This is a genomic window from Bradyrhizobium sp. UFLA05-112, from assembly GCF_053572325.1.
The window spans coordinates 1-13,919 of record NZ_JBANBK010000006.1 but is presented as its reverse complement, the minus strand read 5'-3'; the positions used below and the strand labels follow the sequence as shown (position 1 = coordinate 13,919).

Annotated in this window: 12 protein-coding genes and 1 riboswitch; of the genes, 10 read left to right on the top strand and 2 right to left on the bottom strand. The window is 63.7% G+C overall.

Annotated features, from left to right (window positions below; all coding sequences use genetic code 11):
* Window positions 1–323 precede the first annotated feature (323 nt).
* From SO180_RS05055 to SO180_RS05045, 3 genes are all read left to right on the top strand, one after another.
* Window positions 324–1,532: an aspartate aminotransferase family protein gene (locus SO180_RS05055; protein WP_449377719.1), complete on the top strand. Its 1,209-nt coding sequence runs from the start codon at window positions 324–326 to the stop codon at window positions 1,530–1,532.
* On the top strand, window positions 1,532–2,455 hold the full coding sequence (gene argF, locus SO180_RS05050) for an ornithine carbamoyltransferase (protein ID WP_449377718.1): 924 nt from the start codon (window positions 1,532–1,534) through the stop codon (window positions 2,453–2,455). Before SO180_RS05055 ends, argF begins: the two co-directional genes overlap by 1 nt.
* Window positions 2,456–2,786: 331 nt before the next feature.
* Entirely contained in the window at window positions 2,787–3,794 is a 1,008-nt protein-coding gene (locus SO180_RS05045; RefSeq protein ID WP_449377717.1) for an Hsp33 family molecular chaperone, read from the top strand.
* Between the two features lie 125 nt (window positions 3,795–3,919).
* Here SO180_RS05045 and apaG read toward each other — a convergent pair whose 3' ends face one another.
* Window positions 3,920–4,315 carry a Co2+/Mg2+ efflux protein ApaG gene (gene apaG, locus SO180_RS05040; protein WP_027521510.1) on the bottom strand — a complete coding sequence of 132 codons (396 nt, stop codon included), beginning with the start codon at window positions 4,313–4,315 and terminating at the stop codon, window positions 3,920–3,922.
* A 178-nt stretch (window positions 4,316–4,493) separates the two neighbouring features.
* Between apaG and SO180_RS05035 the strand changes: the two genes are divergently transcribed.
* The 3 genes from SO180_RS05035 to SO180_RS05025 are packed head-to-tail and all read left to right on the top strand — an operon-like array spanning window position 4,494 to window position 7,543.
* Complete coding sequence (locus tag SO180_RS05035; protein ID WP_449377716.1) at window positions 4,494–5,744, top strand: OpgC domain-containing protein; 1,251 nt, start codon at window positions 4,494–4,496, stop codon at window positions 5,742–5,744.
* Window positions 5,744–6,523 (top strand): SGNH/GDSL hydrolase family protein, encoded by a 780-nt coding sequence (locus tag SO180_RS05030; protein ID WP_449377715.1) that lies wholly within the window; start codon window positions 5,744–5,746, stop codon window positions 6,521–6,523. The genes SO180_RS05035 and SO180_RS05030 overlap by 1 nt, the downstream gene beginning before the upstream one ends.
* Window positions 6,524–6,535: 12 nt before the next feature.
* Window positions 6,536–7,543 (top strand): SGNH/GDSL hydrolase family protein, encoded by a 1,008-nt coding sequence (locus SO180_RS05025; RefSeq protein ID WP_449377714.1) that lies wholly within the window; start codon window positions 6,536–6,538, stop codon window positions 7,541–7,543.
* A 130-nt stretch (window positions 7,544–7,673) separates the two neighbouring features.
* On the opposite strand, the gene SO180_RS05020 is transcribed toward SO180_RS05025, so the two are convergent.
* Complete coding sequence (locus SO180_RS05020) at window positions 7,674–8,861, bottom strand: O-succinylhomoserine sulfhydrylase (protein WP_449377713.1); 1,188 nt, start codon at window positions 8,859–8,861, stop codon at window positions 7,674–7,676.
* Between the two features lie 74 nt (window positions 8,862–8,935).
* Window positions 8,936–9,015, bottom strand: a riboswitch (SAM riboswitch).
* A 79-nt stretch (window positions 9,016–9,094) separates the two neighbouring features.
* Here SO180_RS05020 and SO180_RS05015 point away from each other — a divergent pair.
* From SO180_RS05015 to SO180_RS05000, 4 genes are all read left to right on the top strand, one after another.
* Complete coding sequence (locus SO180_RS05015; protein ID WP_449377712.1) at window positions 9,095–10,231, top strand: 2'-deoxycytidine 5'-triphosphate deaminase; 1,137 nt, start codon at window positions 9,095–9,097, stop codon at window positions 10,229–10,231.
* Window positions 10,232–10,416: 185 nt separating this feature from the next.
* Complete coding sequence (locus tag SO180_RS05010; RefSeq protein ID WP_449377711.1) at window positions 10,417–10,839, top strand: PAS domain S-box protein; 423 nt, start codon at window positions 10,417–10,419, stop codon at window positions 10,837–10,839.
* A 104-nt stretch (window positions 10,840–10,943) separates the two neighbouring features.
* Entirely contained in the window at window positions 10,944–11,996 is a 1,053-nt protein-coding gene (locus tag SO180_RS05005; RefSeq protein WP_449377710.1) for a hypothetical protein, read from the top strand.
* A 248-nt stretch (window positions 11,997–12,244) separates the two neighbouring features.
* Entirely contained in the window at window positions 12,245–13,711 is a 1,467-nt protein-coding gene (locus SO180_RS05000) for an MATE family efflux transporter (protein WP_449377709.1), read from the top strand.
* Window positions 13,712–13,919 lie beyond the last annotated feature (208 nt).

The following is a 13,919-nucleotide window of genomic DNA, read 5'->3' as shown; positions in this document are numbered from 1 at the left end:
GTACATGAGGACTAAGAGGATCAGAACTGCTGCACGAGATGTCGTATCTGACACGGTAAACGCTACAATATGGCGTGACTCCCGCGCAAGAGTCTGCGGCTCCGCGTCCACATGTTCCGTCGCTAAAAGAACTCAAAATCGCCACCGCAAGACTACGGGTCAGGCGCCTTGCAGGGCCTTCTGGCGGCATTGACAGCGGTTTTTCCAAGCATAAAATGGTGACACGTGCCGCCCTTAAAAGGCGGCACGTTTCGTTTTCCGGGCAGGTCAATGATGCGCTGCGCAAGGCAGCCTCAGCCGGCCCCAACATCCAAGTGACCGCCATGACCAAGAGCGCCGCGACGCATCTGCTTCCCGTTTTCGCCAGGGCCGAGCTCGGCTTCGAGCGCGGCGAAGGCTGCTGGCTGGTCGCAACCAATGGAGAGCGCTATCTCGATTTCACGTCGGGCGTCGCCGTGAATGCGCTCGGTCACGCGCATCCGCATCTGGTCGGGGCTCTGCAGGAGCAGGCGACAAAGCTCTGGCACATGTCGAACCTGTTCCAGAGCCCGGACGGTGAGAAGCTCGCGGTCAGGCTCTGCAACGAGAGCTTTGCGGACTTCGTGTTCTTCTGCAATTCCGGCGCCGAGGCGATGGAATGCGTGATCAAGGTGGTGCGCCGCTATCATGCCACCAAGGGCCATCCCGAGCGCTACCGCATGATCACTTTCGAGGGCGCTTTCCATGGCCGCACGCTGGCAACGCTCGCCGCTACGGGGTCTGCAAAATATCTCGAAGGCTTCGGTCCGCCGATGGACGGCTTCGACCAAGTGCCGCATGATGACCTGGAAGCCGTCAAGAAGGCGATCGGCCCACAGACCGCAGGCATCCTGATCGAGCCGATCCAGGGCGAGGGCGGCGTGCGCTCGGCGTCTCCCGCCTTCTATCGCGCGCTGCGCCAGCTCTGCGACGAGCATGGCCTGCTGCTCGCCTTCGACGAGGTGCAGACCGGCATGGGCCGCACCGGCGAACTCTTTGCACATCGCCGCCTCGGCGTGACCCCTGACGTGATGTCGCTGGCGAAAGCGCTTGGCGGCGGCTTTCCGATCGGCGCGTGCCTTGCGACCGCCGAGGCGGCCTCCGGCATGACGCCCGGCTCGCACGGCTCGACCTTCGGAGGCAATCCGCTCGCCGTGTCCGCGGCGAACGCCGTGCTCGACGTGATGCTCAAGCCCGGCTTCTTCGATCACGTGCAGAAGATGTCGCTGCTGCTCAAGCAGAAGCTCGCCTCCGTGATCGACCGCCATCCTGATGTCGTCAGCGAGGTGCGCGGCGAGGGGCTGTTGATTGGCGTCAAGGCCGTGGTGCCCTCGGGCGATCTCGTCACGGCGCTGCGCAACGAAAAGCTGCTCACCGTCGGCGCGGGCGACAATGTGGTGCGCTTCCTGCCGCCCTTGATCGTCACCGAGGCGGAGATCGAGGAGGGCGTCGCGCGGCTCGAGCGTGCCTGCACCGCGATCGAATCCACTCTCAAGACGCCGGCGGCAAGCTGATGAGCAAGACGCCCAAGCACTTCCTGGACATCAACGAGCTGCCGCTGTCCGAGCTCAAGAGCATGCTCGCCGCCTCCTCCGCCATGAAGGCGAAGCAGAAGGCGCATCAGCCGGTCAAGCCGCTCGAGGGCAAGACGCTGGCGATGATCTTCGAGCGTCCGTCGACGCGGACGCGGGTGTCGTTCGATGTCGCCATGCGCCAGCTCGGCGGCGAGCCCATCATGCTCACCGGTGCCGAGATGCAGCTCGGCCGCGGCGAGACCATCGCCGACACCGCGCGCGTACTGTCGCGCTATGTCGATGCCATCATGATCCGCATCCTCAATCACGATGCACTGCTCGAGCTCGCAGCGCACGCGACTGTGCCTGTCATCAACGGGCTGACGCGGCGCTCGCATCCGTGCCAGGTGATGGCCGACCTCATGACCTATGAGGAGCATCGCGGGCCGATCGAGGGCAAGACGGTGGCCTGGACCGGCGATGACAACAACGTGCTCGCCTCCTGGGCGCATGCCGCCGAGCGCTTCAAGTTCAACCTCAATGTCGCCACCCCGCCGGAGCTCGCGCCGAAGAAGGCGATGCGCGACTGGGTCAAGGCGACGGGCGCCCCGATCATGCTGGGCACCGATCCGGAAGCCGCTGTCCGCGGCGCCGATTGTGTCGTCACCGATACCTGGGTCTCGATGGGCGACAAGGAAGGCGAGCACCGTCACAACGTGCTCAAGCCCTACCAGGTCAACGCCAAGCTGATGTCGCTGGCCAAGCCCGATGCGCTGTTCATGCATTGCCTGCCCGCCCATCGCGGCGAAGAGGTCACCGACGAGGTGATCGATGGCCCGCAGTCCGTCGTGTTCGACGAGGCCGAAAACCGCCTGCACGCGCAGAAGGGTATCTTGGCCTGGTGCTTTGACGCGGTGAAGTGATTGGTCGTCGTCCGGCGGACGATAGTGAGAAATCCGTGACGACGGCAGTATGGAGTTGCTTTCGCCTCATGTTCGGTCGTCGTCCCGGACAAGCGCAGCGAAGCGGAGCGCGGATCCGGGACCCATAGCCACAGGGCGCGGTTTGGTGACGATTCGGAGTTGTCATCTCGCGCCACAACACAATCATGTGGTTATGGGTCGCGGGCTCGCGCCATGCGCGCCCCGGGACGACATCGAATTTGCGGAATCGTAGTGCCGCAAGACTGCACCCGGAACAGGTTGCCTCGCCGCCCCCTTTCATTTCACCTCCTCCGACCCCAGATAGAGCGCCATGGTCTCTCAATCCCCTGACATCAAAGCCGGGCCCGAAAGCCCGGTTCGCGCGCCGTCTTCCGTTCCCGTCGACGATGCGGTGCTGCCCTTCGAGGTCGATGCGCTCGACGTGCGCGGGCGCTTGACCCGGCTCGGGCCCGCGCTCGACGAGATCCTCACCAAGCACGACTATCCCCCGCCGGTCGGCAAGCTGCTCGGCGAGGCCATCGTGCTGACGACGCTGCTCGGCTCGGCGCTGAAATTCGAAGGCCGCTTCATCCTTCAGGCGCAGACTGACGGTCCGGTGTCGTTCCTGGTGGTCGACTTCAAGGCGCCCGACCGCCTGCGCGCCTATGCCCGCTACGACGTCTCGCGGCTTGGCGAGGCCAAGGACTCCGGCTCGCTGCTCGGCCGCGGCCATCTCGCCATGACCATCGATCAGGGTGCGGATATGAGCCGTTACCAAGGCCTCGTCGCACTCGATGGCGGCAGCCTGGAAGATGCCGCGCACGAGTACTTCCTGCGCTCCGAGCAGATCCCGACCCAGGTGCGCCTCGCCGTCGGCGAGGAATGGCGCTCGAGCGACGGCGGCAAGCATCGCTGGCGCGCCGGTGGCCTCTTGATGCAGTTCCTGCCGAAGGCGCCGGAGCGTGCGCGACAGGCCGACCTGCATCCCGGCGACGCGCCCGAGGGCACCACGCCGCATACCGTCGCCGAGGACGATGCCTGGGTCGAAGCGCGCTCGCTGATCGGCACGGTCGAGGACGTCGAGTTGATCGATCCCGATCTCTCCGGCGAGCGCCTGCTCTACCGCCTGTTTCACGAGCGCGGCGTGCGCGTGTTCAATCCGCAGAATTTGAAAGCGGAATGCTCCTGCTCGCGCGATGCGGTGGCGGCGATGCTGAAGAGCTTTTCGCCGGATGACCGTGCCGCGATGGTCAAGGACGACAAGGTCGTCGTGACCTGCGAGTTCTGCAGCTCGGTGTATCAATTTACGCCGCACGAGGCGGGCGTGGAAAACGCCTAGTCTAACATTCGGAAATCGTAGGGTGGGCAAAGCGAAGCGTGTCCACCAACTTCTGTCACATAATTGAAGAGCTGGTGGGCACGGCGCTTCGCGCCTTTGCCCACCCTACAGCAGCCCGCCGCCTCTCAATTCAACACCCGCTTGCCGCCGTCCGGGCTATCGAGCGAAAAGGTCGGCACGTCGATCTCAAAACGCTCGCCGCTTTCGTTGACCATCTGGTAGCGGCCGGTCATGAAGCCCGAGGCGGTCGAGAGCGGGACGCCCGAGGTGTATTCGTAGCGCTCGCCGGGCGCGAGGATCGGCTGCTCGCCGATCACACCTTCGCCCTTGACCTCCTGCTGCCGCCCCGTCGCGTCGGTGATGATCCAGTGCCGCGTCTTGAGTTGCACGGTCTCGTCGCCGGAATTGGTGATCACGATGGTGTAGGACCAGAAGTAGCGCGAGCGCTCGGCCGACGACTGCTCCGGGACAAAGTTCGGCTCGACGGTCACTTCGATCTGGCGGGTCACGGCACGGTACATGGTTGCCATCATAACGAAAACCTTGCCGGGAACCAATCGTGGCCCGCGGCGTCAGCGACATCGTGCCGCCCGAATTGGCACTGTAGTTACACCCCAATGTGATCCGATCGCTTTGCGAGCAGGCCATCGGCCCGGTACACTCCTCAAACGCTGCGATTTGCGCAAGGGTTTTGGCCCGATGACCATTGCCGACCAAGTGACGGGATCGCGGATCGCGGGAACCGCGGATGCCAAGGAGGCGAAGCCGCGCGCGGCGGCGCCGGCCATCACGCTCCCCGTCATCGGCGAGCGCGAGCTTCGCCTCGACCTCTTCCGCGGGCTGGCGTTGTGGCTGATCTTCATCGACCATTTGCCGCCAAACCTGCTGACCTGGTTCACCATCCGCAACTACGGCTTCAGCGACGCCACCGAGATCTTCATCTTCATCTCCGGCTACACCGCGGCCTTCGTCTACGGCCGTGCGATGTTGGAAAACGGCTTCGTCATCGCCACCGCGCGGATCCTGCGCCGGGTCTGGCAGATCTACGTCGCCCACGTCTTCCTGTTCACGATCTTCCTCGCGGAAATCTCCTACGTCGCCACCAGCTTCGAGAATCCGCTCTACACGGAAGAGATGGGCATCATGGATTTCCTCAAGCAGCCTGACGTCACCATCGTGCAGGCGCTGCTGCTGCGCTTCCGGCCCGTCAACATGGACGTGCTGCCGCTCTATATCGTGTTGATGCTGGCGCTGCCGCTCATCCTCTGGCTGATGAAATGGAAGCCGGATCTCACGCTCGGCCTGTCGGTCGTGCTCTACGTGGTGACCTGGGAGTTTGACCTCTATTTTTCGGCTTATCCGAATGGTTTCTGGGCCTTCAACCCGCTCGCCTGGCAATTGCTGTTCGTGTTCGGTGCCTGGTGTGCGCTCGGAGGTGCACGGCGCATGACGCGGATCCTGGCATCACCCGTGACGATGTGGATCTCGATCGCCTATCTGGCCGCTGCGTTCTACGTGACGCTGACCTGGTACGTGCCGCAGCTCTCCCACTTCATGCCGAAGCGGATCGAGCAGTGGATGTATCCGATCGACAAGACCGATCTGGACGTGCTGCGCTTCACGCATTTCCTGGCACTGGCCGCGCTCACAGTGCGCTTCCTGCCGCGGGACTGGCCGGGCCTGAAATCACCCCTCTTGAGACCGCTGATCCTCTGCGGCCAGCACTCGCTGGAGATATTCTGTCTCGGCGTGTTCCTGGCCTTTGCCGGTCATTTCATCCTGGCCGAGGTGTCGGGCGGCCCGGGCATGCATGCGCTGATTAGTCTCTGCGGAATCCTGATCATGTGGGCCATGGCCTGGGTGATTTCATGGTACAAGCAGGTCGCTGACAAGAGCGGTTCGAAAACCAAAAACGCCGTCGGCAACGCCGATCTGGCGGGAGGGGGCTGATGAAGGCGAAGGTTCTCCTGAGCCTGATCCTGCTATGCGGTGCACTCGCCGCGCCTTCCGCGCGCGCCGAGGATAATGCTGCGCCTGCCGCTCCCGCAGGACCGTCGGCGTGCGAGGTGCCGTCGTATCTGCTCGCCACCGAAAGCCAGCTCCCGAAGGTCGCCGAGGCCGTGAAGAGCGAAAAACCGCTCGAAATCCTGGTCATCGGCAGCCGGTCGACCACCATCCCGTCATCCGAAGAGAGCTCCTATCCGGCCCGGCTTCAGGCGATCTTGAAGGAGAAGCTGCCTTCGGAACCGGTGCACGTCTCCGTAGAACTACAGAGCAAGAAGACCGCAGAAGAGACCGCATCCGGCTTCGTTAAGCTTATGGAAGCGAAAAAGCCTACTTTGGTCATCTGGCAGACCGGGACCGTGGATGCTATCCGATCCATCGATCCCGATGAGTTCCGCGGTGCCGTCACGGATGGCGTTACTGCGCTGCAAAATGCGGGGGCCGACGTTATATTGATGAATTTGCAGTACAGCCCGCGGACCGAAACCATGATCTCGGTGCCGCCCTATCTCGATAATATGCGCGTGGTGGCGCAGGAGCATGATATCCCGCTGTTCGACCGTTTCGCGATCATGCGTCAATGGAATGATCAAGGTCAGTTTGACCTGTTCAATCCCTCGCGCGGACCGGAGTTGGCGAAACAGGTCCATGATTGCCTTGGCCGGGCGCTGGCGCAATTCGTCGTCGACGCCGCGCATCTCGGTCCGGCCCAGCAGCAAAATTGAGGTTTAGCGTAAATGAGTTCTTTCCGCCCTTTTGGCCTGACGGCATGGCTGGCTGCGCCCATTGTGGCCGCGCTGCTGATGCCTGTGTCGCTCTCACCCGTCCGCGCGCAGGCCGTGGCTGTCGCGCCGACGGCCCCGCAGGCCGCTAGTCCGGCGCCCGCGCCGCAGGCCACGACCGCCGCGACCAGCCAGCAAGAATCTTCCGAGCAGCGCGGTCTTACCGCGCGGGCCATCGACAAGGTCAAGCAGGTCGCCAAATCCGCCGGCGACATCTTTAGCCGCGTGCCGTGCCTGCCGCCTAGGGGCAGCGCGAACAAGGGCGGCGCAAAATCGATGGGCTCGCTGCCGCACGTCGCGAACAAGCTGGTCGCGGGCAAGCCAGTCGTCATCGTCGCGTTCGGATCGTCATCGACGGCAGGCTTCGGTGCAAGCTCGCCTGATTTCAACTATCCGAACCGCCTCGCCGGGCAGCTTCGCCGGCAATATCCGACCGCCGACATCGCCGTCATCAACGCCGGCGTCGGCGGCGAGGACGCGCCCGAGATGATGAAGCGCCTCCAGAAGGAGGTGATCGACGTGCATCCGGATCTCGTGATCTGGCAGGTCGGCACCAATGCAGTGCTGCGCAACCTCGATCCGGGCGACACCGCAAAGCTCGTCGAGGACGGCATCACGCGCATCCAGGCGGCCGGCGATTCAGACATCGTGCTGGTCGATCCGCAATATTCGCCGCGCGTCACCGAGCGTCCCGAGAGCGCCGGCAAGATGGTGAAGCTGCTCGGCCGCGTCGCGGAGCTCCGCCACGTCGGCATCTTCCCGCGCTTCGAGGTGATGCGCGACTGGCACGAGAAGCAGGCCATTCCGGTCGAGAGTTTTGTGATCTCCGACGGCCTGCACATGAATGATTGGGGCTACGCCTGCTTCGCGCAGCTCCTCGGCGACGACATCATCCGCTCCGTCGGCCAGATCAAGTTAGGGGTCAACGTGCCTGCGGACGTGCGGACCTATCGGCCGATGTAGCTCGGCTGCTGTAGCGATTGTAGGGTGGGTTAGCGAAGCGTAACCCACCACTTCTCTCGACGAGTGGAGAGCAAAGAGGTGGGTTACGCCTTCGGCTAACCCACCCTACTTTTCCGAAAGCGTGGCTACCTTACGCCTTCTCCAGCGCCGCGGTGAGATCCTCGATCAGATCGTCGGCATGCTCGAGCCCCGCCGAGAAGCGGATAAAGCCTTCGCTGATGCCGAGCGCAGCGCGGTCTTCCGGCTTCAGGCGCTGATGGGTCGTGGTCGCCGGATGCGTCACCAGGCTCTTGGCGTCGCCGAGATTGTTGGAAATCTTGGCGAGCTTCAGCGCATTGAGCACGCGGAATGCGGCCTGCTTGCCGCCCTTGACCTCGAACCCGACCAGCGTCGAGCCGCCGCGCATCTGCTTCTTCACGAGAGCTGCCTGCGGATGATCGGCGCGGCCGGGATAGACCAGACGCGAAATTTTTGGATGGCTGGCGAGCACCTCGGCAACGCGGGCCGCGGTGTCGGTCTGTGCGCGCACGCGCACGCCGAGCGTCTCCAGCCCCTTGAGCAGGACCCAGGCGTTGAACGGCGAGATCGACGGCCCGGTCTGGCGCATGAAGTTGTGGATGTGCTCGGCGGTGAACGCTTCGGACGACAGGATGACGCCCCCCAGACACCGGCCCTGGCCATCGATGTGCTTGGTCGCGGAATAGACCACGACATCGGCACCGAGCGCGAGCGGGCTCTGCCAGATCGGCGTCGCGAACACGTTGTCGACCACGAGCCGCGCGCCGCCTTTGTGTGCGATTTCTGCGATGGCGGGAATGTCGAGCACGTCGAGCGTCGGATTGGTCGGGCTTTCCAGGAAGAAGGTCTTGGTGTTCGGCTTGACCGCGCGCTGCCACTGGTCGAGATCGAGACCGTCGACCAGCGTGGTCTCGATGCCGTAGCGCGGCAGCAGATCCTGCACCACGTAGAGGCACGAGCCGAACAGCGCCCTCGATGCCACAACGTGATCGCCAGCCTTCAAGGGCGCCAGGATTGCGGTCGTCACCGCGGCCATGCCGGTTGCCGCCGAGCGGGCGGCTTCGGCGCCCTCGAGCTCGATCATGCGCTGCTCGAACATCGCGATCGTCGGGTTGGAATAGCGCGAATAGATGAAGCCGGGATCCTCGCCCTTGAACCGCGCCTCGCATTCCTCGGCGCTCGCGTAGACGTAGCCCTGGGTGAGGAACAGCGCTTCGGACGTCTCGCCATATTGCGAGCGCAGGGTGCCGGAATGAACCAGCCGGGTTTCGGGACGGTAGTTGGCGGGCGACTTCGACATAGGTACCTCCGACATGACCATCGATGCGAAAATGGTCACAAAAAAACCGGCCTGGATATCTCCACTGGCCGGGATCACAGAGGTCCCCGGCCTGTTTAGCGATTTATTTAACGTGGCTGCAAGCCGGCCGGCTCAAATCACCACGGGATAAGTCATGCTCATATTCCGCCATGGCCTTTTCGTCAAGGCATCCATCGGATAGCGGTAAAAGGTTCGTTTTTCCGCATTTTTGGATGCGTTTGACCCGAGATGAGGACCACCGGTTGACGTTCACGGTCGCCGCCGACGCCAATGGTATCCTGCCCGACCGCATGATCGCGGCGATGGCGGATGATGGGCTTATCCTGCCCGCCTACGACTTCGTCGAAAGCCAGATTCAGCCGGCAAGCCTCGATTTGCGACTCGGTGATATTGCTTACCGCGTCCGCGCGAGCTTCCTGCCCGGGCCCGGCGCCACCGTCGCCGAGCGCATCGACGAGCTGAAGCTGCACGAGTTCAGCCTCACCGACGGCGCGGTGCTGGAGACCAACTGCGTCTACATCGTGCCGCTGCTCGAGAGTCTCGCGCTGCCGCCGGAGATCGTCGCGGCCGCCAATCCGAAGAGCTCGACCGGTCGGCTCGACGTCTTCACCCGCGTGATCGCCGATGGCACCCGCCGTTTCGACATGATCGGTGCGGGCTATCACGGCCCACTCTATGCCGAGATCAGCCCTAAAACGTTTCCGGTGCTGGTGAGCGAGGGCTCGCGGCTGTCGCAGGTGCGCTTCCGCACCGGCGATGCCATCCTCAGCATTGACGAGCTCGAGGCGCTGCATGCGACAGAGCGTCTCGTCGACATCGACGATGCCGATCTCACCGGCGGCGTCGCCGTCTCCGTCGATCTCTCCGGCGAAAAGGGCGGCGGCTTCGTCGGCTATCGCGCCAAGCGCCACACCGGCGTGGTCGATGTCGATCGCCGCGCCGGCTACGCGATCGAGGATTTCTGGGAGCCGATCTCGGCGCGTCCCGACGGCAGCCTCATTCTCGATCCCGGCGAGTTCTACATCCTAGCGTCCAAGGAAGCGGTGCAGGTGCCGCCGGACTACGCCGCGGAGATGGTGCCGTTCGATCCCCTGGTCGGTGAATTCCGCGTGCACTATGCCGGTTTCTTCGACCCCGGCTTCGGCTATGCGGGCGCCGGCGGGCAGGGGGCGCGCGCGGTGCTCGAGGTGCGCTCGCGCGAAGTGCCCTTCATCCTCGAGCACGGCCAGATCGTCGGCCGCCTCGTCTACGAGAAGATGCTGGCGCGGCCCGATGCCATGTACGGCCAGCGCATCGGCTCGAACTACCAGGCGCAGGGATTGAAGCTGAGCAAGCACTTTCGGGTGTAGCTGCTAGCCCACCCACCCGCCGCCGTCATGCCCCGGCTTGATGACCGGGGCATCCAGTACGCTGCGGCCTATCGACTCTATAATAGCTGCCTCTGGAATACTGGATCGCCCGAACAAGTCGGGCGATGACACCGAATGTGTGCCAGGATGTGAACCTAAATCCGAGCTGTAAGCGAGGTGGCGACATGACAGATCAATCCGACCTCGACACAAGAATTCTGGAAGACGCCGCGGATGCGCTGATCTATTCGGATCGCTCGGGCACGATCGTCCGATGGAATCGTGCATCGAGCGCGCTGTTCGGGTTCTCCGCGCAAGAAGCGCTCGGCCAGAACCTCGACCTGATCGTTCCCGAACATTTGCGCGCCGCGCACTGGAAGGGCTTTGAGACTGCGACGTCGAGCGGCATGATGAAGCTTGCCGGCCGTCCTACGCTGACCCGCGCACTGCACAAGAGCGGACGCAAGCTCTACATCGAGATGACGTTTGCGCTTGTCAGAGATGCCGGCGGTGCCGTGCACGGAGCGGTGGCGATGGCGCGCGACGTGACCGAAAGGGTCGAGCGCGAGCGCGCGGCCAAGGCTGCGCCGCCTCCGCAGGCTTCGTGATGCGGAATTGGCGAGGGAGCGTGCAGGGCGCCCTGCATGAGCGTCAGGTTGCCCGCCACGGATTGCAGTGACACACTCGATCAAAACGACGATCGGGAGCGAACATGGCCGCCGCTTTGGACTCCGCGCAGGAAGCCCAGTGGAAACGCTGGCGTGCCATCGCCGATCTCTACCATGCCTATTTCACCGGCCTCATCCTCACCGTGGTGACGCGGCGCGGCACTGCGGATGCCGCGGAATTCGTCTTCCGCGTGTTTCGCCGCCAGCAGCAGGAGCGTTTCCTGCCCGGGCTCGACAAGCTCGGGCTGCGCCATCTGCCGCCGGCGGTCGCGGCCGCGCAATACCACTATCTCTCCAACTGGATCGGCGGCGTGCGTGTCGAATACATGTATGAGAGCGATCGCAAGGCCTGGATCCGCTATCCGCCGCCGCGCTGGATCTGGAAGGGCCCCGCGATATGCGGCATTCCCGGCGAAGTGTCGCGCGCGATGCTGCGCGGCTGGCACGCCAACAATGGCGTCGTGCTCGGTGACCTCAGGCTCGGTTTCGTCTGCACCAAGCAGAGCGTCGATGGTCAGGACGGGCTCGAAGGTTACTACTACGAACATGATCACCCGCTCGAACTCGACCAGCGCCTGGTATTCGCGCGTCATCTCGAAGCACCGCTGTTCGATGCGAACAACGCGCCGGCGCTGCCGGTTGCGAGTTGGCCAAAGCCGCGACTGGAAAAGGCCTATCGCAACTACGCGATGGAATATGTCCGCACGGCCGCGCCCGTGATGGTGCAGTTGTTCGATCCTGGGGATGCCGGATATCTGCTGCATCTGACGGGCAAGCTGATCGGCATGCAGAGTTTCGACGAGGTCGCGGCGGCGCTGGGGATGAGCCGCGGCGGCGCGAAAGAGTTTGCATCTTTCCTCAACGCGCTGCTCGCCGCGCAGGACGATGCGGCCGATCTTGCGGGATCCGAAGGCGGCTTCGAGATCCGTCAGCAGAGCTGGAAGCTGATGGATGATGTTGCTGATTATCATCCGGTGATCGCGAAGGTGCTGGAAGGCCTGTTCGAAGGGCTTGCGGCCGGGTGCGGGCGTCATATCGGTGTCAGTTTGAAAGCTGGTGCAGGCGGCAGGTCTCCACTGGTGTGGAGCATCGGCTAAGCAACCCTCGATCCCTGCACTCCATCCCCGCTTGCGGGATGGTGAAGCGCCTTCCACGCGCCGAAATGCGCTGCCGCAGGGGGGCCGTGCGCCGGACGCAGGCGGAATCAGCTCGTGGCATGCTAACACGGGTCATTCATTTCGTTCGTGCAGGGGTTGAATCCGGTCAATTGACGGTGAACGTGATCGCGCTCACAGACGCCGCGGCCAAATCGCCGTAGCAGTTGAAAAGGTTTTTCGGAGAGGAAATGTCCGACGTCGGCGTCGCCGAGCTTCCCGTCGATGAGGAGGAGCGTCCCGAGCCGCCGCCATCGCGGCCGGCGAGGCTTGCCGCGCCACGCAGCGCGCTGGTTGATGGGCCGATCCTGCGCACGCTGCTCAGCCTGGCCTGGCCGAACGTGATCGGACTATCAGCGGGCACCTGCGTGGTGATCGCGGAGACCTCCTATATCGGCCGCCTCGGCGTCGAATCGCTCGCCGCGATGGCGCTGGTGTTTCCCTGCGTGATCCTGATGATGACGATGTCCGGCGGCGCTATGGGCGGTGCCGTGGCTTCCGCGATCGCGCGTGCGCTCGGTGCGGGCGACCGCGAGCGCGCCGGTACGCTTGCCGCGCACGCGCTCCTGATCGGCATCGCCTTCGGTCTCGTCTTCATGCTGGGCATGCTGATCTTCGGGCCGCATCTGCTCGAGCTGCTTGGCGGCCGCGGCAACGTGCTGGCGCAGGCGATCGCCTACATGCAGGTGTTCTTCGGCGGCGCGGTGCTGGCCTGGCTGCTCAATACTCTGGCCGGCGTGCTGCGCGGCACCGGCAACATGAAGCTGCCTTCGCTGCTGATGCTCAATTCTGCGGTGTGCCAGATCATCCTGGGCGGCACGCTGGGTCTCGGGCTCGGACCGATCCCGCAATTCGGCATGCGCGGCGTCGCCGCCGGCGCGCTGATCGCCTATTCGATCAACATTAGCGTAATGAGCTGGTACCTGTTTTCCGGCCGCGCGCGTGTCGTGCCCAAGCTGATTGGCCTCCGGATCCAGTGGGCGATGTTCTTCGACATCCTGAAGGTGGGCGCCATCGCCTGTTTCTCGCCGCTGCAATCGGTGCTGACGATCTCGATCCTCACCCACATGCTGGCCAAGTTCGGCACCGCAATCCTCGCCGGCTACGGCGTCGGTGCGCGGCTCGAATTTCTGCTGATTTCGATCGCGTTCGCCTTCGGCATCGCCTCGGTGCCGATGGTCGGCATGGCGATCGGCGCCGGCAAGATCGCGCGCGCACGCCGCATTGCCTGGACGGCCGGTGTGGCCGCATTCCTCGCGGTGGGCACGCCCGCGAGCCTGGTTGCGATCTTCCCCGATCTCTGGGTCAATATCTTCACCGACAGCGCGACCGTGCGCGCGATGAGCCATCAATATCTCTCTACCGTCGCACCGTTCTACGCCTTCATGGGCCTCGCCACGGCGATGTATTTCTCATCGCAGGGCGCGGCCAAGGTGCTGGGACCGGTGTTGGCGCAGACCGCACGGCTCGTCTTCATCGCAACCTGCGGCTGGTGGCTGTCGACGCATGAAGCGACCGCGCAAAGCTTCTTCTGGCTCGCGGCAAGCTCGATGGTCCTACTTGGAACGCTCTCCTGTTCCAGCGTGGTGCTGACGCGCTGGGGAACGCGCGCCACCAAGCCGGATATCCGGCCAGCTCTGTCCGGCGTTGCGGATTAAAGCATGATCCGGAAAAGTGTGGAGCGGTTTTCTCTCGCGACAAACGCGGAACGCGCTTGCGCGGAGATCATGCTCAAACATCAACCTAAAGCGCGATGACGATTCATCCTAATCTCATCGCGCTTTAGTCTTACTGTGTCATAAAATCATCCGCACGGTACGTCTTTGGATGAGAGCAGTACAGCACGGACATCGTCGCAGGCGACTG

What these genes read in the sequence shown, in the direction of transcription:
- SO180_RS05015 (WP_449377712.1), top strand. Translation starts at nt 9,095, where the DNA reads ATGCGTTTGACCCGAGATGAGGACCACCGGTTGACGTTCACGGTCGCC.
- SO180_RS05000 (WP_449377709.1), top strand. Translation starts at nt 12,245, where the DNA reads ATGTCCGACGTCGGCGTCGCCGAGCTTCCCGTCGATGAGGAGGAGCGT.
- SO180_RS05025 (WP_449377714.1), top strand. Translation starts at nt 6,536, where the DNA reads ATGAGTTCTTTCCGCCCTTTTGGCCTGACGGCATGGCTGGCTGCGCCC.
- SO180_RS05010 (WP_449377711.1), top strand. Translation starts at nt 10,417, where the DNA reads ATGACAGATCAATCCGACCTCGACACAAGAATTCTGGAAGACGCCGCG.
- SO180_RS05020 (WP_449377713.1), bottom strand. Translation starts at nt 8,861, where the DNA reads ATGTCGAAGTCGCCCGCCAACTACCGTCCCGAAACCCGGCTGGTTCAT.
- SO180_RS05005 (WP_449377710.1), top strand. Translation starts at nt 10,944, where the DNA reads ATGGCCGCCGCTTTGGACTCCGCGCAGGAAGCCCAGTGGAAACGCTGG.
- SO180_RS05045 (WP_449377717.1), top strand. Translation starts at nt 2,787, where the DNA reads ATGGTCTCTCAATCCCCTGACATCAAAGCCGGGCCCGAAAGCCCGGTT.
- argF (WP_449377718.1), top strand. Translation starts at nt 1,532, where the DNA reads ATGAGCAAGACGCCCAAGCACTTCCTGGACATCAACGAGCTGCCGCTG.
- apaG (WP_027521510.1), bottom strand. Translation starts at nt 4,315, where the DNA reads ATGTACCGTGCCGTGACCCGCCAGATCGAAGTGACCGTCGAGCCGAAC.
- SO180_RS05055 (WP_449377719.1), top strand. Translation starts at nt 324, where the DNA reads ATGACCAAGAGCGCCGCGACGCATCTGCTTCCCGTTTTCGCCAGGGCC.
- SO180_RS05035 (WP_449377716.1), top strand. Translation starts at nt 4,494, where the DNA reads ATGACCATTGCCGACCAAGTGACGGGATCGCGGATCGCGGGAACCGCG.
- SO180_RS05030 (WP_449377715.1), top strand. Translation starts at nt 5,744, where the DNA reads ATGAAGGCGAAGGTTCTCCTGAGCCTGATCCTGCTATGCGGTGCACTC.